Source organism: Streptomyces sp. 7R007, assembly GCF_054850255.1.
The window spans coordinates 20,371-45,146 of sequence record NZ_JBTWMV010000035.1 but is presented as its reverse complement, the minus strand read 5'-3'; the positions used below and the strand labels follow the sequence as shown (position 1 = coordinate 45,146).

Genomic DNA, 24,776 nt, shown 5'->3' with positions numbered 1-24,776 from the left:
GTTCCGCCCGCCTATTCCCGACCCGGTGCTGACCGGCGGCGTGCGCAGGGTCGGCTCAGTCGTCGAACCCCGTTGCGCGGGTGCGCTTCTCCCAGGCCGCGATGTCCTCGCGTACCCGGTCGAGATGGTCGAGGACCGCGGTCACCCCGTCGTCGCCGAGAGGCAGGTGCAGCGGGGTGTGCTCCGCCTCCAGCGCGGCGCGGATGAGGGCCGCCGCCTTGGCCGGGTCGCCGGCCTGGTCGTCGAAGCCGGCGTCCACCATGCCCCGCGTACCGCTCACCGAGGCGTACGCGCCGGTGTCCGCGCTCGCACGGGTGCCGTCGTAGAGCGACGTGCGGAACGCGCCCGGCTCGACGACCAGCACCTTGATCCCGTACTCGGCGACCTCGCCCACGAGCGCCTCGGACATGCCCTCCAGGGCGAACTTCGACCCGCTGTACGCCGAGAACCCCGGGTACGAGACCTGCCCGCCCATGCTGCTCATCTGCACGATCGCGCCCGAGCGCCGCTGACGCATGTGCGGCAGCACCGCGCGCACCAGCGCCGCCGGCCCGAAGACGTGCACGTCGAACAGGTCGCGCAGTTCCTCGTCGGTCGTCTCCTCGAAGGCGCCGACGTGTCCCCGTCCCGCGTTGTTGACCAGGACGTCGATCCGCCCGTGCCGCGCGATCACGTCCCGTACGGCCGGCTCGGCGGCGCGCACGTCCGCGACGTCCAGCCGCAGCGCCTCCACCTGGTCGGGGTGCGCGGCCACGAGGTCGTCCAGCGCCTCGGGTCGGCGGGCCGCGCCGACCACCACGTCACCGGCGGCGACGGCCGCCTCGGCGATGGCCCGGCCGAGCCCGCTCGTCGCACCGGTCACCAGCCACACCTTGTTCATGTCACCCTCCGTCGTCCGTCCTTCGGCTACCAGGCTGCTGCCGTGGACCACCGCCCGTCCAAGACCTACGGTGACAACCGATGGCTATGACGACGGACGTCCACGTACGCGACCTGCGCTACTTCGTGGCGGTGGCCGAGGAACTGCACTTCACGCGCGCGGCCGAGCGGCTGTACGTCTCGCAGCCGGCGCTCAGCAAGCAGATCCGCGCGCTGGAGCGGCAGGTGGGCGTCCGGTTGCTGGACCGCGACCGGCACGGCGTCGCGCTCACCGACGCGGGCGCCGCCCTGCTGCCGCACGCACGGGCGGTGTTGGAGGCGTGGGCGCGGGGCGCGGCGGCGGTGGAGGCGGCGCGGGCCGCACAGCGCAGCACGCTGGTGGTCGGCATGAGCACCAGCCCCGGGCGCGGCGGCCTGCTCCCGGCGATCCGCTCCCGCTTCACCGCCGCGCACCCCCAGGCGGTCGTACGCCTGCGCCAGGTGAGCTGGGAGGACCCGACCGCGGGACTCGCGGACGGCGAGGCCGACGTGGCCTTCGTCTGGCTGCCGCTGCCGGACCGGGACCGGTACGCGTGGACGGTCGTGGCCGAGGAACCCCGTCTGGTCGCCCTCCCCGACGGCCATCCCCTCGCCGCGCGCGCCGAGGTCGACTTCGCGGACCTGGCCGACGAGCCCTTCCTCGCCCTGCCGCCCAGCGCGGGACCGCTGCGCGACTACTGGCTCGCGCTGGAGGAGCGGGACGGGCGGCCTCCGCGGATCGGCGCGGAGATCGCGAGCACGGAGGAGACGTACGAGGCACTGGTCGGCGGACTGGGGGTGTGCCTGCTGGCCGCGGGGAACGTGCCGCTGGTCACGCTGGGCGGGGTGGTGACGCGGCCGGTGCGCGGGGTGGCGCCGAGCCGGTACGTGCTGGCGTGGCGGAAGGGCGACGACAGGCCGCTGGTGCGCTCGTACGCGCAGGCGTGCCGGCAGGTGGCGGGGCGGGCGTGACCGGCTCTCGGACCGCTCTCAGACCACTCGCGCCGACCGCCGCCGGCGTCGTCGTTCACGCCACCAGGTGACCAGCCACAGGACGTTGACGCCGCCGAGGGTGACCAGCACGGCCGCCGAGTCGGCGTTGCCCGCGAGGCCGTGGCCCGGCCCCAGGCCCCGGACCGCGCGGGCGAGCAGGGTGATGTCGGCGGGGAGGGTGACGGCGGCCATGAACGCCAGGCAGAGCGCCGTGCCGACCACGAGGACGACGCTGTAGAGGCGGACGGCGCGGCGCTCGTGCGGGGGCAGGCGGATGCTCGGATCGGCGGCTGGGGTCGCCCGGCCGCCGGGGCGCAGGAGTCCGAGCGCTCGCCGGGCGGTGTGGCGGGCGTGGGCGAGGCCGTCGCCGTAGAGGTCGCGGCAGCCGGTGAGGTCCTGGAGGACGAAGTAGAGGTCGGTGCGGGTGAACACCATGCACTGGAACGGCAACGGCAGCAGCGCCAGCAGGAAGGCCGCGGCGAGCACGCGGTGGGCGGGGGTCGCGGTGTCCGTGACGGAGAGGACCAGGACGAGGGACGACGCCACCGACAGGTTGACGGCGACACCGGCCAGGTAGGCCGTCAACCGGTGGCGGCGGGGCGCGAGTTCGATGCCGCTGATGTCGGTCTGCATGACGAGGAACTGCAGCCGGGTGCCCAGCCGCATCCGGCCCGGCACGCCCGCGGCGCGCGCGGTGGCCAGGTGGGCCAGTTCGTGGGCCAGCACCAGCAGCCACCCGGCCGCCGCGCCGGTGAGCAGGACCAGGCTGCCGTGCGGGCTCCACAGCAGGTCCCGGTAGCCGGGCAGCAGGTCGGGGCGGCGGATCAGGACGGCGACGGCCGCCGTCAGCAGCACCGCGACGAGCACGGGAAGCGCCGGGTGCAGGGTGAACCGCACGTGCCGCGGGCGCAGCCACGGCAGGGACGCGCGCGGCGCTTCGGGGTCCGGGACGGGCTGGTCGCCGATCCGGGCGACGAAGCCGAGGGCGGTGAGGTCCCGGACGAAATCCGTGATCTCGAACTCCTCGCCCGTCTCGGCGCGCAGGGCCTGTGCCGTGCCGGCCACGGTCAGCCCCGCGCCGAGGAGTTCGACCGCGCGGGCCCCGGCGGCGGGCAGGGCGACGAAGGTCCGGGTGGCCATGCGGCCCACGATCCACTCGTCGCGGTCGCGGCGCATGCCGAGGTCGTGCAGCCGTACGCGGGTCGACGGGCCGATCCGGGGGCGGTCGTCGGCCGCGGTGTCCGTCACGAGGTCTCCCCCGGTCCCGGGGCCGCCGTCGCCGTGTCCGTGCCGCAGGCCGGGCAGTCCGGGCGGCGCCGCGCGCGCTGCATGACCGGGTCGCCGGGCCGCATCAGGTTGAGGCCGAACCGGCAGCCCGGGTCGATCGGCGGGATCCCGCACAGCAGGATGAGCGCGGCATGGGCCAGCAGGCTGCCGGACAGGCCGGCGGTCACGGCGTTGACGGGGTTCCACGGCATGCGGGGCGAGGCGACGTCCTCGTCGTGGCCGGGCGGGAGGCGCAGGTCGCGGCGCTCGATCTCGGTGCTGCGCAGGCACTCCCAGCACGCGCCCCGCCCCGGCGTGAAGACCCCGACGCTCACCAGGGGGCCGCGGTAACCGGCCTCCGCCCAGGGCGTGCCGGTGGCCAGGCAGACCTGGTTGGCCCAGCGGCGGATGACGGCGGGGCGGTCGGCGGCGAGGAGCAGGGCGTCGTAGGGTGCGGCGTCCGGGGGGCCGCCGGTCAGCAGGTCCACGAGATCCTCCGGCCCGCGTATCTCGCGGCGCTCGCCCGTGACCGTCGTGTCCGAGTTCAGGGCGCCCAGCGCGGTGAGCGCCGCGTCGATCTTGGGTGTGCCGAGGTCGCGCTCGCTGAAGAGGGTCTGCCGGTTGAGGTTGGACAGTTCGACGACGTCGGGTTCGACGCAGTGCAGTCGTCCCACCCCGGAGGCCACCAGGTCCCGTGCGGCGGCTCCGCCCGTGCCGCCGACGCCGATCAGCAGCACGCGGGCCCGGCGCAGCCGAAGTTGGGGCTCCCAGGGGCTCTGCCTCGGCCGGAGGTCCATCCAGCGCAGCAGGGTCATGCCCCTGCCGTACCGCTCGCGTTCCCGCTCCGACAGCTCCGCCGGCGGTGGGGCGCCGGCGTCCTCCACGTACCCGGCCTCGGTCAGGTCGGTCATCGCCCGGGCGATGTCCGGTTCCGGCAGCCGCAGTCCGGGGTGGCGGCGGGACACCTCGGCGACGACGTCCGCGGCGCTGCGGGTGCCGTCCATGGCCTCGACGAGCGTCCACACCCAGCCGTCGGGATCCCTGACCTCGGCGCCGATGCCGTGTACGACGCTGCCGATGCGCACGTGGCCGTCCACGGTGCGGTAGGCCCGGTGCTCCGGCTTGATCCGAGGCCGTCGCATCGCCGGCACCGTCATCTTCGCGCCAATCTAGTCAGCCCCAACCACCCGGATGACAACGGACGTTGACAAGACTCACGCACGGCACGAACCCTGGCAAGAGCACGACGACCACCGCACGCCACACTCACCACCGGAGGACAGGCATGCCGAACAGGATCGAGATCCGTCCGCTGGACAAGAAGGAGACCACCAGCGACAGCGGTGGCAACGGCGGCGCCTGACCGCGCCGATGACGGACCGTTATCCCACGGTCGCGGAAGTCACCGACGCGGCGCGGGAGTTGGTCTCCGGGTTCCCCGAGGTCTGCCGCCTGCGCCGGATCGGCACCTCCCGCGGGGGCCGCCCGATCCCGATGCTGTCCGTGGGACACGGTCCACGGCACGTCCTGGTCGTCGCCCGGCCGCATCCCGACGAGCCGGTCGGCGCGGCGACCGCCCTCGCCCTCGCCCGGCAACTGGTCGCCGGCGAAGGGGCGTTGACGGTGACCGACCCCGCCCTCGTCACCTGGGACCTCGTCCTCTGCCTGGACCCGGACGGCGCCGCCCTGAGCGAGGGCATCGAAGCCGCGACGGCCGGTCCCGGCCACACCCTGGAGCGCTACTTCCGCGCCGCCTTCCGCCCGGCCGCGGCGGAACAGCCGGAGTGGGCACCGATCGTCTCCCGGCAACTCCCCGAGAGCCAGGCGCTGTTCGGGGTGATCGACGAACTGCGTCCCTTCCTCCAGTGCTCGCTGCACGGCGTCGAGGCGGGCGGCACCTGGGTCCAGTCGACCCGCCACCTCCCCGGGCTCGCCGAGCCCTTCCGGGCCTCCGCCGCCGCACTCGGCGTCCCCGTCCAGCACGGCACCTTCGACGCCCTGTACTGGGACAACCCCGCCCCCGGCGTCTACGTCCTGCCGCCGCCGGACGGCACCGGACGGCTGGCGGCCGGGTCCGAGAACATCGGGTCGTCCACCTGGTGCGCGCCCCAGCGTTACGGCGGTGCCACCGCGATCGTCGAAGTGCCCATGTGGGCGAGCGACCTGGCCGACGACCCGACCCCGCATCCGGACGCCTCGCGCGCGCTGCGGGACCTGACCGGGCTGGTCCGGGACGGCGGACGGCAGGTGACCGCCGTACTCGACAAGGCACGCGCCTTCCTGCCGCCGCCGCAGGACGACCCGCGCCGGCGCGTGCTGGAGTGGATGGCCGACGGCCTCTACGACCTGGTCGCCGAGTCCTGGGAGCCGCTCGCCCGGCAGGCCGCCGAGGAGCCGCGCCGGCTCACCCGGGCCCAGGTCTGCGCCCTGGACATCGTGGCCCGCCGCCAGCCCCTGCGCGCCGCGGGCCTGCTGCTACGGCTGCTGCGGACGGCGGAGGACGCCGCCGCCCCCGGCCTCCACCGCGACCTGGACGACCTCTTCACCGCGTGGTGCGCGGACTTCGAAAGATCCCTGCGCCTGCGCTGGGTCCCGGTACCCCGCCAGACGGAACTCCAGGCCCGCACGGTCCTCGCGGCGGCCGAGAGCGCGCTGGTCGGACGGGCAGTCCCCCGGTGACGGTCTCGTGGCCCGCGCCTCGTCGAATCGCTACGGCCGAGCCACCCCTCGGAGTTGCGACGCGTCGACGCACCGATGACCCGTCGCTCCAGCCACTCCTGAGCCCAGGCCCACAACGGCACAAGCCCTCGTGCAGGATCGAAGCGAATGCCGGCCTTCTTGTCGTTCTCGACCTTGTCGGCGAAAGCGTCCGCACCATCCGAGCCCACCCGTCGGGGAAACGACCTCTCCCGCTGCCGCCCGCGCCTACCGCCCGGTTCCCGGTAGCTCACCGTCCACCCATGCCGACACCGCGGACGATCACAGGGAAAGTTCCGGTCCCGGACATCCCTCTTGCACCTCTGAAAAACGCTCGCCACCCAAGCCCCCGCGATCCTTCGCCCGGCCCGTGCTCGAAACCGTGCACCGCCGCCTCACGACTGAGCAAGACATCCATCACCAATCCGCCCTTTCCGGCGAATGTGGACCCAGCCCCCACCTGTAGCCCCGCAGGCCATCGAGTCGGCGAGACCTCCTCGCTAGATGCGCTCACGCCCTCCGCGCTCACGCCACGTGATCCGTGCATCAGCATCGAAGGCCATACCGCGCTATGGTTGATGTATGGCTACCAAGAAGGTGACTATCACTCTCGACGAATCCCTGGTCGAAGCCCTGGCCAGAGCCGCCGAGGAAGAAGGCATCCCCCTCTCCCGGCTCGTCGCCGGAGCAGCCGAACGCGAGCTGCGCCTGCGGGCCGGCCGGGCCGTCATCCAGGAGTGGCAGGCCGAACACGGCGCCTTCTCCCCGGAAGAGCTCGCCGCCGCCCGCGCGGACCTGGCCGCCGCAGACGCCGAGTACCTCAGCCGCTCGGGAGCCCCGGCCGCGTGAACATCCCCTACCTGTACGACGCCGGGGTACTCATCGCCATCGACAACGACGACCGACGCATGTGGGCCCGCCACAGCCTGGCCCTCGAAGATGGCCGGGACATCCACGTCCCGTCCGTCGTCGTCAGCCAGGCATGGCGGGACTCCCGCCGCCAGGTCAGACTCGGCAAGTTCCTCGCCGGCTGCCACGTAGTACCCGTCGGCCTCGAAACCGCCAAAACCGCAGGCATCCTCTGCGGCAAGGCCGGCACCTCAGACATCGTCGACGCCACCGTCGTGACCATGGCAGCCAGCCTGGGCGCGATCATCTGGACCTCGGACCCGGACGACATCCGCAGCCTCATCGACGCCCAGGACATCAAACCCGCCCCCGTCATCCGCACCGTCTGACCACCAATGATCTGTGACGACCAGCCTCTGCGTACCCAGATTTCGCAGGGATGGAGACAGGTGTGGCTACCTGATCGCATAGGGGTGGACGGCCAGCGTCAGGACCTCCCGACAGCGGGCTCACGCGCTGGGCAGCAGCATCTTGACGGAGTGATGACCCAGCCAGCGCGAGACCCCGCAAGCGGAACGCCGCTGTCACGGACCTCGCCCAGGCAAGTAGGTGAAAAGTCAGCGCTCGACGATTCATCTCACATAAGCACCCTCGGACCATCAAAAAAAGGGGTCCGCCTTAAAGGCGAACCCCTTCTGACCTGCACTTTCCAAAACCTCAGAAAAGTGGCTTGACTTTCAATTAAACATTGAAGCGGAACTCCACCACGTCCCCGTCCTGCATGACGTAGTCCTTGCCCTCCATCCGCGCCTTGCCCTTCGCGCGGGCCTCGGCGACCGAGCCGGTTTCGACCAGGTCCTCGAAGGAGATGACCTCCGCCTTGATGAAGCCCTTCTGGAAGTCGGTGTGGATGACTCCGGCGGCCTCGGGGGCGGTGGCGCCCTTCTTGATGGTCCAGGCGCGGGACTCCTTGGGGCCGGCCGTGAGGTAGGTCTGCAGGCCGAGGGTGTTGAAGCCGACGCGGGCGAGGGTGGCGAGGCCCGGCTCGTCCTGGCCCACCGACTGCAGGAGCTCCAGGGCCTCGTCCTCGTCCAGCTCGGCGAGGTCCGCCTCCAGCTTGGCGTTGAGGAAGATCGCCTCGGCGGGGGCGACCAGGGCGCGCTGCTCGTTCTTGAAGTCCTCGTCGACCAGTTCGTCCTCGTCGACGTTGAAGACGTAGAGGAAGGGCTTGGTGGTGAGCAGGTGCAGGTCGTGCAGGAGCTCGGCGCGCTCGGTGCCCTGGACGATGCCCTGGGAGAACAGCGTGTCGCCCTTCTCCAGGATCTCCTTGGCCTCCTCGACGGCCTTGACCTTCGGGGCCACGTCCTTCTTGATGCGCGACTCCTTCTGGAGGCGCGGCAGGACCTTCTCGATCGTCTGGAGGTCGGCGAGGATCAGCTCGGTGTTGATCGTCTCGATGTCATCCTTGGGCGAGACCTTGCCGTCGACGTGGACGACGTTCTCGTCCTTGAAGGCGCGGATGACCTGGCAGATCGCGTCGGACTCGCGGATGTTCGCCAGGAACTTGTTGCCCAGGCCCTCGCCCTCGGAGGCGCCGCGCACGATGCCCGCGATGTCGACGAAGTCGACGGTCGCCGGGAGGATGCGCTGCGAGGAGAAGATTTCGGCCAGTTTGGCGAGGCGCGGGTCGGGGACGCCCACGACGCCCACGTTCGGCTCGATCGTGGCGAACGGGTAGTTGGCCGCGAGCACGTCGTTCTTGGTCAGGGCGTTGAACAGGGTCGACTTGCCGACATTCGGCAGGCCGACGATTCCGATCGTGAGCGACACGTTGCGACTTCCCGTACGTGAGAGGACATCAGTGGCTGGGCTGGGGGCCCGGTCCTTCTTCGATGCGCGGGCTTCGATGCGCGGGCGGGCCGATCCACCAGTCTACGGCGTGTACGGCGCCGCCCCGGCTGCGGATCGAACGCATGGCCAAGCTCTGCCCATCGGCGTGTCCGAGGAGCGATTCGGCACATAAACCGACCTAAGTTGGTCCAGTGGAGCAACACAGGACGCGACCCTCGCACGACGGAACGCGACGAGGCACCCCGCCGCTGCCCCCGCAGGCGGCCCGCCGGGGCGGCGCGGGCGGTGCTGCGCGGCCTCAGCAGAGACGCCCCGCCGGCCGCCCGCCGGTACGGCAGCCCGGTCCGCCGGTGGTGGAGGCGGTACGGCGGCTGCCCAACCCGCGGCTGACGGGGCTGGGCGTGGGTCTGTTCAGCGGCGCGGTGATGTTCCTGCTGGGCTGCCTGGACGGGCTGCTGTTCGGCGCGTCGCTGACGGCGTACGGCGTGCTCTTCCTGCCGGTGTGCGTGCTGACCGCGGCCTGGGTGCGCCGCGGTGACCTGGCGACCGCGCCGATCGTCGTGCCGATCGCCTTCACGGTGGGCCTGGTGCCGGTGGCCGACGGCAGCGGGGGTGTGCTGGGCCGGCTGATGGGCCTGGTGACCGCCCTGGCCACCCAGGCCGGGTGGCTCTACGGCGGCACGCTCGTCGCCGGTGTGATCGTCACCGTGCGCCGGGTGCGCCTCATGCGGCGCCGGGCCGGACGCCGGCCGACGGCCTAGCCGAGCGGGGCGGGTCGGCCGTCTGTCGCCGCGCGCATCGCCGCGCCCACGATGCCCGCGTTGTTCTGCAGCTGCGCCGGGACGATCTCCGCCTTGATGCCCTCGATGAAGGGCAGGAACTTCTGCGCCTTGCGGCTGACACCGCCGCCGATGACGAACAGCTCCGGGGAGAACAGCATCTCCACATGGGCGAGGTACTTCTGCACCCGGTGCGCCCAGTGCTCCCAGGTCAGCTCCTCGTCGTCCTTGGCCTTGCTGGAGGCGCGCTTCTCCGCGTCGTGGCCGTGCAGCTCCAGGTGACCGAGCTCGGTGTTGGGCACCAGGACGCCGTCGACGAAGACGGCGCTGCCGATGCCGGTGCCGAAGGTGAGCAGGATGACCGTGCCCCTGCGGTCCCTGCCGGCGCCGAAGCTCATCTCGGCGACGCCGGCCGCGTCGGCGTCGTTGACCACGGTCGTCGGCAGGCCGCCCAGGCGGGCGGTGAACAACGCGCGCGCGTCCGTGTCGATCCAGCTCTTGTCGACGTTCGCCGCCGTGCGGATGGTGGAGCCGTCGGTGACCACGCCCGGGAACGTCAGCCCGACCGGGCCCGTCCAGCCGAAGTGCTCGACGACCTGGCGCACGCCGTCCGCCACTCCGTCCGGGGTCGCCGGGTGCGGAGTGAGCACCTTGAAGCGCTCCTCCGCCAGGTCGCCCTTGTCCAGGTCCACCGGGGCGCCCTTGATCCCGGAACCACCGATGTCCACACCGAAGATCTGCATGGCTCTACGTTACGACGGACGACTGACAGTCACGCCGGCGAGGTGCCCGTACGCTCGGCGATCAGCGCCGCCGCCTCCTCGCGCAGGTCGCGGCGCAGCTCCTTGGGCAGCGAGAAGGTGATGGACTCCTCGGCCGCCTTGACGATCTCGACGTCCTCGAAGCCGCGCTGCGCGAGCCACTCCAGGACCTGCTCGACCAGGACCTCGGGAACGGACGCGCCGGAGGTGACGCCGACCGTGCTCACGCCCTCCAGCCAGGCCTCGTCGATCTCGTCGGCGAAGTCCACGAGGTAGGCATCGCGGGCGCCGGCGAGCTTGGCGACCTCCACCAGGCGCTTGGAGTTGGAGGAGTTGCGGGAGCCGACCACGATGACCAGGTCCGCCTCGGCGCCCATCTGCTTCACGGCGAGCTGCCGGTTCTGCGTGGCGTAGCAGATGTCGTCGCTGGGCGGGGAGACGAGCTGCGGGAACTTCTCCTTCAGCGCGTCGACGGTCTCCATGGTCTCGTCGACGGAGAGCGTGGTCTGGGACAGCCAGACGACCTTGGACGGGTCGCGGACCTCGACCTTGGCGACGTCACCGGGGCCGTCGACGAGCTGGATGTGCTCGGGGGCCTCGCCGGAGGTGCCGATGACCTCCTCGTGGCCCTCGTGCCCGATCAGGAGGATGTCGTAGTCCTCCTTGGCGAAGCGGACGGCTTCCTTGTGGACCTTGGTGACCAGCGGACAGGTCGCGTCGATGGTGGCGAGCCTGCCGCGCTCGGCCTCCTCGTGCACGACGGGGGCGACGCCGTGCGCGGAGAACATCACGATGTTGCCCTCGGGGACCTCCTCTGTCCGTTCGACGAAGACGGCGCCCTTCTTCTCCAGGGTCTGCACGACGTACTTGTTGTGCACGATCTCGTGCCGGACATAGATCGGAGCCCCGTACTGCTCCAGGGCTTTCTCGACGGCGATCACGGCGCGGTCCACACCCGCGCAGTAGCCCCGGGGGGCGGCGAGCAGGACACGGCGGCCAGGCGAAGCGGTCATGCGAACCATCGTAAGGCCGCGTCCGGCGGGCCGAAGATCACGGTTTTGGGCAGACTGGCGCAGGAAGGGGGAGGGCTGGGGAAGGACGCGACGGGCGAGGCGGCTGCGGAGGCACGATGTCCGAGACCGGCACGGCGGCACGGCCCGCCGAAGTCGACCGTGACCTGCGGCGCAGCCTGGGCTTCCGGGATCTGGTGGTCTACGGCCTGCTGTTCGTCGCGCCCATGGCGCCCGTCGGCGTGTACGGCGCGCTGGACGCGAGGTCCGGCGGGGCGGTGGCGCTGGTCTACGTCGTGGCCACGGTCGCGATGGCCTTCACCGCTTTCAGCTACGCGCAGATGGTGCGGGTGGTCCCCCGCGCGGGGTCGGTGTTCGCCTACGCGCGCGTGGGGCTCGGTGAGGGGGCGGGGTTCGTCGCGGGCTGGATGGCGATGCTGGACTACCTGCTGATCCCCGCCGTGGCGTACCTCTTCTCGGGCATCGCGATGAACGCGCTCGTGCCGGAGGTCTCGCGCTGGGTGTGGACGGCCCTGGCCGTGGTGGTCACGACGGTGCTCAACCTGTGGGGTGTACGGGCGGCGGCGCGGGCCGGCTTCCTGGTGCTGGCGATGGAGCTCGTGGTGCTGGGCGTCCTCGTCGTGGCGGCGGTGGTGGTGCTGGCCCGGGACGGCGCCGCGCGGGGCTGGCTGTCGCCGCTGTCCGGGGACGGCACGCGCGGCGCCCTGGCGCTGTCGGCGGTGCTCGGGGCGGTGTCGGTCGCCGTGCTGTCGTACCTGGGCTTCGACGCGATCGTGTCCTTCGCGGAGGAGGTCACGGGCGGCTCGGAGAAGGTCGCGCGGGCGGTGCTGTTCTGCCTGGCGCTGGCGGGGGTGCTGTTCGTGGCGCAGACGTACCTGGTGGCGCTGTTGCAGCCGGCGTCGTCGGCGCGGCTGGCGGCCGATCCGGGCCTTCAGGGGTCGGCGTTCTACGACGCCGTGGACGCCTCCGTGGGGTCGTGGCTGCACGATCTGGTGGCGGTGAGCAAGGCGGTCGGGGCGGCGTTCGCGGCGCTCGCGGGGCAGGCGGCCGCGGGGCGGCTGCTGTTCGCGATGGGACGGGCCGGACGGCTGCCCGGGGCGCTGTCCCGGACGGATGCCGGGGTGCCCCGGGTGGCGTTGCTGAGCGCGGCCGTGATCACGCTGGCGGCGGCGGTATGGGCGGCCTCGCGGGACGACGGGATGGACCACCTGGTGTCGGTGGTCGACATCGGGGCGCTGAGTGCGTTCACGCTCCTGCACGCGAGCGTGGTGGGCTGGTTCGTGGTGCGGCGGCGGGGCGGGCGGGTGGTGTGGTGGCGGCACGCGGTGGTGCCGGTGGTCGGCGCGGCGATCACCGTCGCCGTGATCGTGGCGGCGTCGGGGGCGGCGCAGGTGGTGGGGGCGGTGTGGCTGGCGGTGGGGCTGCTGGTGTGGGCGGGACGGCGGGGGCGGGCGGGGTGTCCGGAGACCGGCTGAGGTGACGGTGGGTGGGCCGGTGCGGACCTTGGGTTGTCGGTGCCGGCCGTTACGCTCGCGGCATGGGTCTCAACACGTCCGCAGAAGCGCCGCTGCCCGTCGGCGAGGTGTCCCGGCTGATCGGGGGGTGGATCGACCGGCTGGGCGCCGTGTGGGTCGAGGGGCAGATCACGCAGTTGTCGCGGCGGCCCGGCGCGGGGGTCGTGTTCCTGACCCTGCGGGATCCCTCGTACGACATCTCCATCAGCGTGACCTGTTACCGGCAGGTGTTCGACGCCGTCGCCGACGTGGTGAGCGAGGGCGCGCGGGTCGTCGTGCACGCCAAACCCGAGTGGTACGCGCCCCGGGGGCAGCTGTCCCTGCGGGCCGCCGAGATAAGGCCCGTGGGCGTGGGCGAACTGCTCGCCCGGCTGGAGCAGTTGAAGAAGGCGCTCGCCGCCGAGGGGCTGTTCGCGCCCGAGCGCAAGAAGCCGCTGCCCTTTCTGCCGCAGCTCATCGGGCTGGTGTGCGGGCGGGCCTCGGCGGCGGAGCGGGACGTGCTGGAGAACGCCCGGCACCGCTGGCCGGCCGTCCGCTTCGAGGTGCGCAACGTCGCGGTGCAGGGCGTGCACGCCGTCTCCCAGGTCGTGCAGGCCGTCAAGGAGCTCGACGAGACCGACGACGTGGACGTGATCATCGTCGCGCGCGGGGGCGGGAGCGTGGAGGATCTGCTGCCCTTCTCCGACGAGCAGCTCGTCCGGGTCGTCGCCGGGTGCCGGACCCCCGTCGTCTCGGCCATCGGGCACGAGCCGGACAACCCGCTGCTCGACTACGTCGCCGACCTGCGCGCCTCCACCCCGACCGACGCGGCCAAGAAGGTCGTACCGGACGTGGGCGAGGAGTACGAGCGGGTGCGGTTGCTGCGGGACCGGGCCCGGCGGTGCATGGCGGCCTTCGTGGAGCGGGAGGAGCGGGGCCTGGCGCACGCGCTCGCCCGGCCCTCGATAGAGGATCCGCACCGCATGGTCGACGTCCGGGCCGACGAGGTGGCGGCCGAGCTGGAGCGGGCGCGGCGGTGTCTGCGCCACCAGCTCGACCGCGCCGACTCCGAGCTGGCGCACACCCACGCGCGCGTGGTGGCCCTCTCGCCGGCCGCGACGCTGAAGCGGGGGTACGCGGTGCTGCAGCGGGCCGACGGGCACGTGGTGCGCGCACCGGGCGAGGTGACGGCGGACGAGGCCCTGCGGGCACGGGTGGCCGAGGGCGAGTTCACGGTACGGGTCGATGGTTAGGGTGGGCGGATGACCAGCAAGGCGGTGGACGAGGCGCTCGGCTACGAGCAGGCCCGGGACGAGTTGATCGAGGTCGTACGGCGGCTGGAGGCGGGCGGTACGACGCTGGAGGAGTCCCTGGCGCTCTGGGAGCGGGGCGAGGAGCTGGCCAAGGTGTGCCGGCGGTGGCTGGACGGGGCGCGGGCCCGGCTGGACGCGGCGCTGGCGGAGGAGGAGCGGGAAGAGGCCGCGGAAGGCGGCGAGGAGTAGCCGTACCGGCGGGCTCGGCGGTAGCCGTACCGACGGACCGCTGTGAAGCGGATCACCAGGCCCCGTTTATTGTTGAACCTTGAACCTTCCTGGCGTACCTTCGTCACGTCAGCCGATCCGGACCGCGGTCCGGTACCGGACACGGACGTACCCCCGAGGAAGTTCACGCATGTCTCTCGTTCTTGACCCCGCCGCCCAGGACCTGCTGTTCCGCGAGGCCCGCACCGCGAACACCTTCACCGACGAGCCGGTGACGGACGAGCAGGTCCAGGCGATCTACGACCTCGTCAAGTACGGTCCGACCTCCATGAACCAGTCGCCGCTGCGCATCACGCTGGTCCGCTCCCCCGAGGCCCGCGAGCGCCTCGTGCAGCACCTCGCCGAGGGCAACCAGAAGAAGACCGCCGCCGCCCCGCTGGTCGCGATCCTCTCCGCGGACAACGAGTTCCACGAGGAGCTGCCGCAGCTCTTCCCGCACTTCCCGCAGGCCAAGGACCTCTTCGCCGGCAGCCGCACCGCCCGCGAGAACAGCGCCGCGCTGAACGCCGCCCTGCAGGCCGCGTACTTCATCATCGGCGTGCGCGCCGCCGGACTCGCCGCCGGCCCGATGACCGGCCTGGACTTCGAGGGCGTCCGCAAGGAGTTCCTGGACGACGACCACACCCCGCTGATGGTCGTCAACATCGGCAAGCCGGGCGAGGATGCCTGGTTCCCGCGCTCCCCGCGCCTGGCCTACGAGGACGTCGTCACCACCGTCTGAGCCGAGCACACAGGCACGGAAAGGCCCCCGTCCAGGGGGCCTTTCGCATAGGCGCTCACGCCATCTTCAGCGCCTGCGCCAGCTGCGTCAGCTGCTTGAACGAGCCCGTGCCCGCCACCACCGTCGTGGAGTGCTCGCCCGTCAGCACAAGGGCGTCGTAGCGGCCGCCGGTGTAGCGCGTCCACGTCCGGCCGTCGATCGTCTGGGTGACCTTGGTCGCCCGTGCGCCCTGGCTGGCCTCGTCGATGAAGACGGCCGGCTTCTGAGTCGACTGCTCGATCTGCACGTACTGACCGTCGGGGGCGTGGAAGCCCAGGTGCCAGGCGTCGAAGTGGTCGCCCTGGAAGCGGACGGAGGTCGCCTTCCAGCTCCTGGACAGGCCCTCGGGGGCGGCCACCGGGTAGTCCGCGGCCCGGCGGGCCGTGAGCAGTTCGACGCGGTAGTCGACCCGCGGGATGTCCGGAGCCGAGTCGTCGTGCGGGATGAAGACGTAGATGAGCGCCGCCGCGATCCCGATCAGGCCCAGGGAGAGAACCATGTCCCGGACCGTCTTCTGCTTGCCGTTCGAACCTGCCACGTCCCCTATCGTCGCAGGTGCCCGGTCCGCTCATCCGTGGGGTCCCCTGCTCATTTTGTCGGACTGACGATAGAGTCGAGGGTCGAACCCTCATCCGGCCGTCGTCGTATCAGAAAGGTGCGCCTCGATGACCGAGCACCATCACCTGCCGTCCGAACTCGAAGTCCCGAGCGAAGCCCCCGACCGCAACCTCGCCCTGGAGCTCGTCCGGGTGACCGAAGCAGCCGCGATGGCCGCGGGCCGCTGGGTCGGGCGGGGCGACAAGAACGGCGCCGACGGTGCCGCGGTGCGCGCCATGCGGACCCTCGTCCACACCGTGTCGATGAACGGCGTGGTCGTCATCGGCGAGGGCGAGAAGGACGAGGCGCCGATGCTCTTCAACGGCGAGCGCGTCGGGGACGGGACCGGGCCCGAGTGCGACATCGCCGTCGACCCGATCGACGGGACCACGCTGACGGCGAAGGGCATGCCCAACGCCATCGCCGTGCTGGCCGCGGCCGACCGCGGGTCGATGTTCGACCCGTCCGCCGTCTTCTACATGGACAAGCTGGTCACCGGCCCCGAGGCCGCGGACTTCGTCGACATCAACGCCCCGGTGTCCGTGAACATCCGGCGCGTGGCCAAGGCGAAGCGGTCCACGCCGGAGGACGTGACCGTGGTGATCCTCGACCGGCCGCGGCACGAGGGGATCATCAAGGAGATCCGGGAGGCCGGGGCGCGGATCAAGCTCATCTCCGACGGCGACGTCGCCGGGTCGATCTACGCGCTGCGCGAGGGCACCGGCGTCGACATGCTGCTCGGCATCGGCGGAACGCCCGAGGGGATCATCTCGGCCTGCGCGGTGAAGTGCCTGGGCGGCACGATCCAGGGCAAGCTGTGGCCGAAGGACGACGAGGAGCGGGCGCGGGCGATCGAGGCCGGGCACGACCTGGACCGGGTGCTGATGACCGACGACCTGGTGGCCGGGGAGAACGTGTTCTTCGTCGCCACGGGCATCACCGACGGCGAGTTGCTGCGGGGCGTGCGCTACCGGTCGGAGACCGCGTTGACCGAGTCGATCGTGATGCGGTCGAAGTCGGGGACGGTGCGCAGGATCGACTCCGAGCACCGGCTGAGCAAGCTGCGGGCGTACAGCGCGATCGACTTCGACCGCGCCAAGTAGGTCCCCGTCGCGCCGAGCGCGCTCCCCGGTCGCGAGAAGTGGGCGCCCCCTGGTGCGGTAGGGGGCGCCCACTTCGTATGCCTGCGGGGTCAGCCCGCCGCCGCTATGCGGCCCTGCGCCCGCGCCGCCTTCTTCAGCTCCATCTCGCGGCGGCGCCTGCGGGCCAGCACCACCCGGCGCTCCGCGGCCGTCAGGCCGCCCCACACGCCGTAGGGCTCGGGTTGCAGGAGTGCGTGCTCGCGGCACTCGACCATGACCGGACAGCGGGCGCAGACCCGCTTGGCGGCCTCCTCGCGGGAGAGGCGTGCGGCGGTGGGCTCTTTGGAGGGTGCGAAGAACAGGCCGGCCTCGTCGCGCCGGCACACCGCCTCGGTGTGCCAGGGTGCGTCTTGGTCCCTGTCCCGCACTGGCACCCGCTGGGCCGGAACGGCAGCTACCTGCAGGGACGAATGCGGCGGTTGCAGCACGGTCTACTCCTGACGACGGCTTCGCGAGCGAGAGACGATGCAGCAAGCCCTACCCGCTGTGCGCGGGCCTATGCACTGAGTTCCGAACCGCTGGCTTTCGGGGCCTCTTGAGGGTTGTTCCCGGCGGACGCGTCCCTTCCGGTGGCCGTCGTGTTCACAACCGTCAACGATCGAAGTGTTTCCGCAAATTCCTGTCCACCTTGCGCTGAACCCGATCGAGAATGTCCGCCACGAGTTTGCCGCGCTTCGGTCGCCCCTCGACGTTCCCCAGGACCGCCCATCCGTCGACGTACACCACCGGGGCGTCGGCCTCCGCCGAGTCCAGCGCGTGGACCTCGAAGTTGCCCAGCACGCCGCCACCGGTGCCGCGCAGCGACACGTTCTCCGGGACGCGGATCTGGACGTCGCCGAAGACCGAGATCGCCTTCACCATGACGTGCTGGTACTCGAAGATCGCCTCGCTGAGGTCTATCTCCACACTGCCGAAGATCGCGTACGCGTGGATACGGCGGCCCGCGCGCCAGCGGCCCTTGCGGACGGCGGCGCTGAAGACCGCGACGACGTTGTCGTCCGGGTCGGCCGGGACCGCGCCGAAGGCCGGGCGGTCGGGGGCCGAGGCGTAGGCGGGGGCGCCTCGGCGCTGGTGGGCGGCCGGCAGGTCCTGGACGAGGGGCTCCAGCTGGCCGACGGTCTTGGCGCGGTACACCTCCTCGACCCGCTCGGCGTGCTCCTCGGCGGTCAGGCGGCCCTCGGCGAGCGCCTCGCGCAGGATGTCGGCGATGCGGTCGCGCTCGGCGTCCGAGGCGCGCAGCTCGGCGGCGGGCGACTCGGTGACGCGCGCTTCGGTGTGCTTCTGAAGGTCCACGGCAGCAGCGTACCGAAACGCGATAGATCGCGACCAGGTCTGTGGACAACCAACTGAGCCTTACCTCACAACCCTCCGGGCTTGGACAGGTTCTAGGCTGGTGAGGCCCGCCGGCGTCGGCGGGCGGCCGTCCGTCAGAGTGAGGAATGGGCTGAGATGCCTGAGTTCGCGTACACCGATCTGCTCCCCCAGGGAGAGGACACCACCCCCTACCGGCTGGTGACCTCCGAGGGTGTCTCCACCTTCGAGGCCGACGGGCGGACGTTCCTCAAGGTGGAGCCGGAGGCGCTGCGCAAGCTCGCCGAGGAGGCCATCCACGACATCCAGCACTACCTGCGGCCCGCCCACCTCGCCCAGCTGCGCCGGATCATCGACGACCCCGAGGCGTCCGCCAACGACAAGTTCGTGGCGCTGGACCTGCTGAAGAACGCCAACATCGCGGCCGCCGGCGTGCTGCCCATGTGCCAGGACACCGGTACCGCGATCGTGATGGGCAAGCGCGGCCAGAACGTGCTGACGCGGGGAGGCGACGAGGAGGCCCTCTCGCGCGGCATCTACGACGCGTACACCAAGCTCAACCTGCGCTACTCGCAGATGGCTCCGCTCACCATGTGGGAGGAGAAGAACACCGGCTCCAACCTGCCGGCCCAGATCGAGCTGTACGCCACCGACGGCGGCGCCTACAAGTTCCTGTTCATGGCCAAGGGCGGCGGCTCCGCCAACAAGTCGTTCCTGTACCAGGAGACGAAGGCCGTCCTGAACGAGGCCTCCATGATGAAGTTCCTGGAGGAGAAGATCCGTTCGCTGGGCACGGCCGCCTGCCCGCCGTACCACCTGGCGATCGTCGTCGGTGGCACGAGCGCCGAGTTCGCCCTGAAGACGGCGAAGTACGCCTCCGCGCACTACCTGGACAACCTGCCCGCCGAGGGCTCGCCGCTCGGGCACGGCTTCCGGGACAAGGAGCTGGAGGAGAAGGTCTTCGAGCTGACGCAGAAGATCGGCATCGGGGCGCAGTTCGGCGGCAAGTACTTCTGCCACGACGTGCGCGTGGTGCGGCTGCCGCGGCACGGGGCCTCGTGCCCGGTGGCCATCGCCGTGTCCTGCTCGGCCGACCGGCAGGCGCTGGCGAAGATCACCGCCGAGGGTGTCTTCCTGGAGCAGCTGGAGACGGACCCGGCGCGGTTCCTGCCGGAGACGACCGACGAGCACCTCGACGAGTCGGCGGACGTCGTGCGGATCGATCTGAACCAGCCGATGGAGTCGATCCTCGCCGAGCTGACCAAGTACCCGGTCAAGACGCGGCTGTCGCTCACCGGGCCGCTGGTCGTGGCCCGGGACATCGCGCACGCCAAGATCAAGGAGCGGCTGGACGCGGGCGAGGAGATGCCGCAGTACCTGAAGGACCACCCGGTGTACTACGCCGGTCCCGCGAAGACCCCCGAGGGCTACGCGTCCGGCTCCTTCGGTCCCACGACCGCCGGGCGCATGGACTCCTACGTCGAGCAGTTCCAGGCCGCCGGGGGCTCCAAGGTCATGCTGGCCAAGGGCAACCGCAGCAAGCAGGTCACGGACGCGTGCCGGGCCCACGGCGGCTTCTACCTCGGCTCCATCGGCGGCCCGGCCGCCCGGCTCGCCCAGGACTGCATCAAGAAGGTCGAGGTCGTCGAGTACGAGGAGCTCGGCATGGAGGCCGTCTGGAAGATCGAGGTCGAGGACTTCCCGGCGTTCATCGTGGTGGACGACAAGGGCAACGACTTCTTCCAGGACCCGGCACCCCAGCCGACCTTCACGTCGATTCCGGTGCGGGGTCCGGGGCTGGCGTGACCCGGCCTTGACCGGCCTGCGGCGTGCGGGCTGATCGCGGGCAGCGCGCCGGGCTCGCAACCGGTGACCGGCCGTCCGGTCACCGTGCCGAGCCCGGCCCGCGCCTTCACCCTCCGGGGGCCAGCCCGAGACGTCGGTCGGGAGGGTCGTGCCATCGGAGAACCGGAACAGCACGGCGGCGCCGCCGTCGTTCCCGGCGGTCTTCCTCCTCCCGGCGGCCCGCGCCCGATGGTTCGCCCCGCCCGGCCTCACGACCAGCACCGTGCCACCGCCTGCGACGACGCCGGGACCGCACTCGTTCGAGGGACACGACCGGGGTTCGGAACATCCGTGCTCGCCCGATCGCTATACGGGTATGAGCGAATTCCGGATCGAGCACGACTCCATGGGCGAGGTACGCGTTCCGGCCGAGGCCAAATGGCGGGCCCAGACGCAGCGTGCCGTCGAGAACTTCCCCATCTCCGGCCAGCGCATCGAGCGCGCGCACATCGAGGCGCTCGCGCGCATCAAGGGCGCCGCGGCGAAGGTGAACGCGCGGCTGGGGGTGCTCGACAAGGACGTCGCCGAGGCGATCCAGGAGGCGGCGGCGGAGGTGGCCCGGGGCGACTGGGACGAGCACTTCCCGATCGACGTCTTCCAGACCGGTTCCGGAACCTCGTCCAACATGAACACCAACGAGGTCATCGCCACGCTGGCGAGCGAGCGGCTCGGCCGGGACGTCCACCCGAACGACCATGTGAACGCGTCCCAGTCCTCCAACGACGTCTTCCCCTCCTCCATCCACATCGCCGCCACCGCCGCCGTCACCCGCGACCTCATCCCCGCCCTGGAGCACCTCGCCGGCTCCCTCGCCCGCAAGTCCGAGGAGTTCGCGGACGTGGTGAAGTCGGGGCGCACGCACCTGATGGACGCCACGCCCGTGACGCTCGGCCAGGAGTTCGGCGGTTACGCCGCCCAGATCCGCTACGGCGTGGAGCGGCTGCACGCCTCCCTCCCCCGCCTCGCCGAGCTGCCCCTGGGCGGCACCGCCGTCGGCACCGGCATCAACACGCCCCCCGGCTTCTCCGCCGCCGTCATCGAGGAGGTCGCCCGCGTCACGGGACTGCCGCTGACCGAGGCCCGCGACCACTTCGAGGCGCAGGGCGCGCGGGACGGCATCGTCGAGACCAGCGGACAGCTCAGGACCATCGCGGTCGGACTGACGAAGATCGCCAACGATCTGCGCTGGATGTCGTCGGGTCCGCGCACCGGCCTCGCCGAGATCAGCCTGCCCGACCTGCAGCCCGGTTCCTCGATCATGCCCGGCAAGGTCAACCCGGTCATCCCGGAGGCCGTGCTGATGGTCGCCGCCCAGGTCGTCGGCAACGACGCGACGGTGGCCACCGCGGGAGCCGCCGGCAACTTCGAGCTCAACGTCATGCTGCCGGTCATCGCCAAGAACGTACTGGAGTCGATCCGGCTGCTCGCCAACGTCTCCCGCCTGCTCGCCGACCGGACCGTGGACGGCATCGTCGCGCACCGCGAACGGGCCCGCGAGTACGCAGAGTCGTCACCCTCCGTGGTCACCCCGCTGAACAAGTACATCGGGTACGAGGAGGCCGCGAAGGTCGCCAAGAAGGCGCTGGCCGAGCGGAAGACGATCCGCCAAGTCGTCCTGGACAGCGGGTATGTGGAGCGCGGCGACCTCACGGAGGAGCAGCTCGACGAGGCGCTGGATGTCCTGCGGATGACGCGTCCGTAACCTTTCGGCGCGCGAACGCGAACCGTGACGCGCGCCGCAGCGTCGTATGCCTGTGACACCTAATATCTGTGCATGGCAGACGGCGGAGCGGTGAGAGCAGACGTGGCGGGCGGTACGACGGCTTACTGGGCGCCCGGGAGCCAGATCCTGTGGCGGTACCGGGAGAACGCCGGCGCGCGTTTCCACATCGCCCGTCCCGTCACCGTCGTCCGCGACGACGCCGACCTGCTCGCCGTGTGGATGGCGCCCGGCACCGAGTGCGTCCGGCCGGTGCTCGCCGACGGCCGCCCGCTGCACCAGGAGCCGCTGGACTCCCGTTACACCACGCCGCGGACCGTCCGGCTGGACCGCTGGTTCGGCACCGGGGTGCTGAAGCTGGCCCGGCCGGGCGAGCCCTGGTCGGTGTGGCTGTTCTGGGAGCCGGGCTGGCAGTTCAAGAACTGGTACGTCAACCTCGAGGCGCCGCTGACGCGTTGGGCGGGCGGTGTCGACTCCGAGGACCACTTCCTCGACATCTGCGTCTACCCGGACCGCAGTTGGGACTGGCGCGACGAGGACGAGTTCGCGCAGGCCCAGCGGGACGGTCTGATGGACGCCGAGCTGGCCGAACGGGTGCGGCGGGCGGGCCGGTCCGCGGTGGAGGTGATCCGCGCCTGGGGCCCGCCGTTCTCCGAGGGCTGGCAGCACTGGCGCCCGGATCCGTCCTGGGCTGTACCGTCGTTGCCGAACGACTGGGACCGTACGCCCGCGCACGTGTCCGCATGAGACCCTTGATGCGCCCCCGGTCCACAACCGTAGGATCGTCCTCCGCAAGGGTGCGCAGTGGCAACTCCCGGAGCATGCGCTGGGCTTGACCGAACGTCACCGAGGGGCGGCAGGACGTGAGCGAGGGTTACGAGGGCAACACGGTGGCGGACCTCGGTGGGTTTGCCGGTGGCACAGGTACAGCCTCTGACCACGCGGGAATTCCGTTCCGGGGACACGTATTCCGGGTATCGGGATTCCTGCGGGACGAACTGCACGCACGGCGCGCAGCCTGGGACGGACGGATTCGAAACGCGTGACGGAGCAGCCCATCTCCTTCGAGCGCCCGCAGCCGGGCGTCGACCCCGCGGATCCCCGCGGGGCGCTCCTGCACACCTCGACGCAGGTGTCACCGCCGCCCGGTGCCACCGCCTTACCGGTGCAGGCGCGCACGGGCGAGACGCCCTCGACGCCGGACACGGCCACGCCCTGCGGCAAGGGCAAGCAGCCCGCGCAGGACACCGGCACCGGCACCGAGCACTCCCAGCCGGCCGCCGACGAGCCGCTGGGCTCGCCGCCCGCGGGAGCCAAGCCCAGCCTGGGCGAGCACCGGCCACGGCCGCTGCCGGAGGGCATCCCGGCCCAGCCGGGCGCCCAGCAGGAGAACCAGGGGAGCGTGGTGGAGGCTGCTTCCGGCCAGGAGCGGCGGACCGGCCAGGGGCTGCCGCCGGGCCGGCCCACGCCCATGCGGCGGGACGGGGACCGGCTGCGGTTCGTCGGCGCGGCGACGCGGCGGATCGCGCGCGGCATCGACCTGGACGAGATCGTCATGGGGTTGTGCCGGGCCACCGTACCCACGTTCTCGGACGCGATCCTGGTCTATCTGCGCGACCCGCTGCCCGTGGGCGACGAGCGGCCCACCGGCCCGCTGCTGCTGCGGCTGCGGCGCACCGACCGGATTCCCGCCGAGCGGGACACCGAGGGCGGCTTCTCGCCGGCGCTGCAGCCGGAGCCGGCGGAGTTCTCCGAGTTCTCGGAGCTCGACGCGGTCGGCGCCGAGCTGTGCGAGGTGCGCCCCGGCAGCGCCCTCGCGGAGGTGCTGCGCGGGGTCCGCCCGGTCTTCACCGACTCCCCCGCCGCCCGCGCCGCCCTGCCCGAGCTGCTGGGCGAGGACGGCGAGTTCACCGTGCCCGGCGGTCAGCGGGCGATCCTCGCCCCGCTGCGCGGCCGGCGCCGTGTGATCGGTGCCGCGCTGTTCCTGCGCCGCCCCGAACGCATCGCCTTCGAACCCGACGACCTGCTGGTGGCCGCGCAGCTCGCCACGCACAGCGCGCTGGGCATCGACAAGGCGGTGCTGTACGGGCGCGAGGCGTACATCGCCGACGAGCTCCAGCGCACCATGCTGCCCGAGACGCTGCCGCGCCCCACGGGCGTACGGCTGGCGTCGCGCTATCTGCCCGCCGCGGAGACGGCACGGGTGGGCGGCGACTGGTACGACGCGATTCCGCTGCCGGGCAGCCGGGTGGCGCTGGTCGTGGGCGATGTCATGGGGCACTCCATGACCTCGGCGGCGATCATGGGGCAGCTGCGTACGACCGCGCAGACGCTGGCGGGGCTCGACCTGCCGCCGCAGGAGGTCCTGCACCACCTCGACGAGCAGGCGCAGCGGCTGGGCACGGACCGCATGGCGACCTGCCTGTACGCCGTCTACGACCCGGTCTCGCACCGGATCACCATCGCCAACGCGGGCCATCCGCCGCCGGTGCTGCTGCATCTGGGCGGGCGGGCCGAGGTGCTGCGGGTGCCGCCCGGGGCGCCGATCGGCGTCGGCGGGGTCGACTTCGAGGCGGTGGAGCTGGACGCGCCCGCCGGGGCCACGCTGCTGCTGTACACCGACGGGCTCGTCGAGTCGCGGCTGCGGGACGTGTGGACCGGCATAGAGCAGCTGCGCGAGAAGCTCGCCGCGACCGCGCAGCTGACCGGGCCGGACCATCCGCCGCCGCTGGAGGCGCTGTGCGACGAGGTGCTCGACATGCTCGGGCCGGGTGACCGGGACGACGACATCGCGCTGCTCGCCGCCCGCTTCGACGGGATCGCGCCCAGTGACGTCGCGTACTGGTTCCTGGAGCCGGAGGACGCGGCGCCCGGCCGGGCCCGGCGGCTGGCGCGCAGGGCGCTGGCCCGGTGGGACATGGAGGAGCTGTCGGACTCCGTGGAACTGCTGGTGAGCGAAGTGGTCACCAACGCGGTGCGGTACGCGACACGGCCGGTGACCTTGCGGTTGCTGCGGACCGATGTGCTGCGGTGCGAGGTGGGCGACGACGTGCCCCAGTTGCCGCGCCTGCGCCAGGCCCGGGCGACGGACGAGGGCGGTCGCGGGCTGTACCTGGTGAACCGGCTGGCGCGGCGGTGGGGCGCGACGCGTCTCAGCACCGGGAAAGTGGTCTGGTTCGAGCTGAACCGGGGATGACCCGACCATCGGGGGCGCCCTGCCGACCCAGGGCGCCCTTCGCCGTC

Annotated in this window: 23 protein-coding genes; 14 read left to right on the top strand and 9 right to left on the bottom strand. The window is 71.8% G+C overall.

The genetic code is table 11. The annotated features are described in order from the left end of the window. Positions 1-55: 55 nt before the first annotated feature. Positions 56-880, bottom strand: a complete 825-nt coding sequence (locus ACYF6T_RS32850; RefSeq protein WP_461701068.1) for an oxidoreductase — start codon at positions 878-880, stop codon at positions 56-58. Positions 881-960: 80 nt separating this feature from the next. Between ACYF6T_RS32850 and ACYF6T_RS32845 the strand changes: the two genes are divergently transcribed. Beyond that, positions 961-1,869 (top strand): LysR family transcriptional regulator, encoded by a 909-nt coding sequence (locus tag ACYF6T_RS32845; RefSeq protein WP_461701066.1) that lies wholly within the window; start codon positions 961-963, stop codon positions 1,867-1,869. An 18-nt stretch (positions 1,870-1,887) separates the two neighbouring features. On the opposite strand, the gene ACYF6T_RS32840 is transcribed toward ACYF6T_RS32845, so the two are convergent. Both ACYF6T_RS32840 and ACYF6T_RS32835 read right to left on the bottom strand, forming a co-directional pair. Continuing rightward, complete coding sequence (locus ACYF6T_RS32840; RefSeq protein WP_461701065.1) at positions 1,888-3,138, bottom strand: hypothetical protein; 1,251 nt, start codon at positions 3,136-3,138, stop codon at positions 1,888-1,890. Then, positions 3,135-4,313 (bottom strand): HesA/MoeB/ThiF family protein, encoded by a 1,179-nt coding sequence (locus tag ACYF6T_RS32835; protein ID WP_461701063.1) that lies wholly within the window; start codon positions 4,311-4,313, stop codon positions 3,135-3,137. Before ACYF6T_RS32835 ends, ACYF6T_RS32840 begins: the two co-directional genes overlap by 4 nt. 214 nt (positions 4,314-4,527) lie before the next feature. Between ACYF6T_RS32835 and ACYF6T_RS32830 the strand changes: the two genes are divergently transcribed. From ACYF6T_RS32830 to ACYF6T_RS32820, 3 genes are all read left to right on the top strand, one after another. Further along, the gene (locus tag ACYF6T_RS32830; protein WP_461701061.1) at positions 4,528-5,835 is read left to right on the top strand and encodes a M14 family zinc carboxypeptidase; all 1,308 of its coding nucleotides are present in this window, start codon (positions 4,528-4,530) and stop codon (positions 5,833-5,835) included. A 600-nt stretch (positions 5,836-6,435) separates the two neighbouring features. Then, positions 6,436-6,702: a hypothetical protein gene (locus ACYF6T_RS32825; protein WP_461701060.1), complete on the top strand. Its 267-nt coding sequence runs from the start codon at positions 6,436-6,438 to the stop codon at positions 6,700-6,702. Continuing rightward, positions 6,699-7,091 carry a PIN domain-containing protein gene (locus tag ACYF6T_RS32820; protein WP_461701058.1) on the top strand — a complete coding sequence of 131 codons (393 nt, stop codon included), beginning with the start codon at positions 6,699-6,701 and terminating at the stop codon, positions 7,089-7,091. Before ACYF6T_RS32825 ends, ACYF6T_RS32820 begins: the two co-directional genes overlap by 4 nt. Before the next feature lie 352 nt (positions 7,092-7,443). Here ACYF6T_RS32820 and ychF read toward each other — a convergent pair whose 3' ends face one another. Then, complete coding sequence (ychF, locus tag ACYF6T_RS32815) at positions 7,444-8,532, bottom strand: redox-regulated ATPase YchF (RefSeq protein WP_461701056.1); 1,089 nt, start codon at positions 8,530-8,532, stop codon at positions 7,444-7,446. Positions 8,533-8,744: 212 nt separating this feature from the next. Between ychF and ACYF6T_RS32810 the strand changes: the two genes are divergently transcribed. Then, the gene (locus ACYF6T_RS32810) at positions 8,745-9,314 is read left to right on the top strand and encodes a DUF6542 domain-containing protein (RefSeq protein WP_461701055.1); all 570 of its coding nucleotides are present in this window, start codon (positions 8,745-8,747) and stop codon (positions 9,312-9,314) included. On the opposite strand, the gene ppgK is transcribed toward ACYF6T_RS32810, so the two are convergent. Continuing rightward, a complete protein-coding gene (gene ppgK / locus ACYF6T_RS32805) occupies positions 9,311-10,075 on the bottom strand; it encodes a polyphosphate--glucose phosphotransferase (RefSeq protein WP_461701054.1) in 765 nt (254 codons plus the stop codon). The genes ACYF6T_RS32810 and ppgK overlap by 4 nt on opposite strands. Before the next feature lie 29 nt (positions 10,076-10,104). Continuing rightward, positions 10,105-11,115: a 4-hydroxy-3-methylbut-2-enyl diphosphate reductase gene (locus tag ACYF6T_RS32800; RefSeq protein ID WP_461701053.1), complete on the bottom strand. Its 1,011-nt coding sequence runs from the start codon at positions 11,113-11,115 to the stop codon at positions 10,105-10,107. 107 nt (positions 11,116-11,222) lie between these two features. Between ACYF6T_RS32800 and ACYF6T_RS32795 the strand changes: the two genes are divergently transcribed. The 4 genes from ACYF6T_RS32795 to ACYF6T_RS32780 all read left to right on the top strand — a co-directional run bounded on the left by ACYF6T_RS32795 (position 11,223) and on the right by ACYF6T_RS32780 (position 14,879). After that, positions 11,223-12,599: an APC family permease gene (locus ACYF6T_RS32795; protein WP_461701052.1), complete on the top strand. Its 1,377-nt coding sequence runs from the start codon at positions 11,223-11,225 to the stop codon at positions 12,597-12,599. A gap of 62 nt (positions 12,600-12,661) precedes the next feature. Further along, positions 12,662-13,870: an exodeoxyribonuclease VII large subunit gene (gene xseA, locus ACYF6T_RS32790; RefSeq protein WP_461701050.1), complete on the top strand. Its 1,209-nt coding sequence runs from the start codon at positions 12,662-12,664 to the stop codon at positions 13,868-13,870. A 9-nt stretch (positions 13,871-13,879) separates the two neighbouring features. Further along, positions 13,880-14,119, top strand: a complete 240-nt coding sequence (locus ACYF6T_RS32785) for an exodeoxyribonuclease VII small subunit (protein ID WP_461701048.1) — start codon at positions 13,880-13,882, stop codon at positions 14,117-14,119. Between the two features lie 169 nt (positions 14,120-14,288). After that, positions 14,289-14,879: a malonic semialdehyde reductase gene (locus ACYF6T_RS32780; RefSeq protein ID WP_461701047.1), complete on the top strand. Its 591-nt coding sequence runs from the start codon at positions 14,289-14,291 to the stop codon at positions 14,877-14,879. A gap of 55 nt (positions 14,880-14,934) precedes the next feature. Here the strand turns inward: ACYF6T_RS32780 and ACYF6T_RS32775 are convergent, their stop codons facing one another. Then, positions 14,935-15,456 carry a DUF4245 domain-containing protein gene (locus tag ACYF6T_RS32775; protein ID WP_461701045.1) on the bottom strand — a complete coding sequence of 174 codons (522 nt, stop codon included), beginning with the start codon at positions 15,454-15,456 and terminating at the stop codon, positions 14,935-14,937. A 127-nt stretch (positions 15,457-15,583) separates the two neighbouring features. Between ACYF6T_RS32775 and glpX the strand changes: the two genes are divergently transcribed. After that, positions 15,584-16,618, top strand: a complete 1,035-nt coding sequence (gene glpX / locus ACYF6T_RS32770; protein WP_461701044.1) for a class II fructose-bisphosphatase — start codon at positions 15,584-15,586, stop codon at positions 16,616-16,618. 89 nt (positions 16,619-16,707) lie between these two features. Here glpX and ACYF6T_RS32765 read toward each other — a convergent pair whose 3' ends face one another. Both ACYF6T_RS32765 and ACYF6T_RS32760 read right to left on the bottom strand, forming a co-directional pair. Then, positions 16,708-17,085, bottom strand: coding sequence for a WhiB family transcriptional regulator (locus ACYF6T_RS32765; protein WP_461701043.1), 378 nt, complete (start codon positions 17,083-17,085; stop codon positions 16,708-16,710). A 163-nt stretch (positions 17,086-17,248) separates the two neighbouring features. Further along, positions 17,249-17,950, bottom strand: a complete 702-nt coding sequence (locus ACYF6T_RS32760) for a DUF1707 domain-containing protein (protein WP_461701041.1) — start codon at positions 17,948-17,950, stop codon at positions 17,249-17,251. Positions 17,951-18,106: 156 nt separating this feature from the next. Between ACYF6T_RS32760 and ACYF6T_RS32755 the strand changes: the two genes are divergently transcribed. From ACYF6T_RS32755 to ACYF6T_RS32740, 4 genes are all read left to right on the top strand, one after another. Further along, a complete protein-coding gene (locus ACYF6T_RS32755; protein WP_461701040.1) occupies positions 18,107-19,774 on the top strand; it encodes a fumarate hydratase in 1,668 nt (555 codons plus the stop codon). Positions 19,775-20,129: 355 nt separating this feature from the next. Beyond that, a complete protein-coding gene (locus tag ACYF6T_RS32750; protein ID WP_461701038.1) occupies positions 20,130-21,515 on the top strand; it encodes a class II fumarate hydratase in 1,386 nt (461 codons plus the stop codon). Between the two features lie 72 nt (positions 21,516-21,587). Continuing rightward, entirely contained in the window at positions 21,588-22,280 is a 693-nt protein-coding gene (gene fomD / locus ACYF6T_RS32745) for a cytidylyl-2-hydroxypropylphosphonate hydrolase (protein WP_461701037.1), read from the top strand. A 295-nt stretch (positions 22,281-22,575) separates the two neighbouring features. Further along, positions 22,576-24,729 carry a SpoIIE family protein phosphatase gene (locus tag ACYF6T_RS32740; protein ID WP_461701036.1) on the top strand — a complete coding sequence of 718 codons (2,154 nt, stop codon included), beginning with the start codon at positions 22,576-22,578 and terminating at the stop codon, positions 24,727-24,729. The last annotated feature ends 47 nt before the right edge of the window (positions 24,730-24,776 follow it).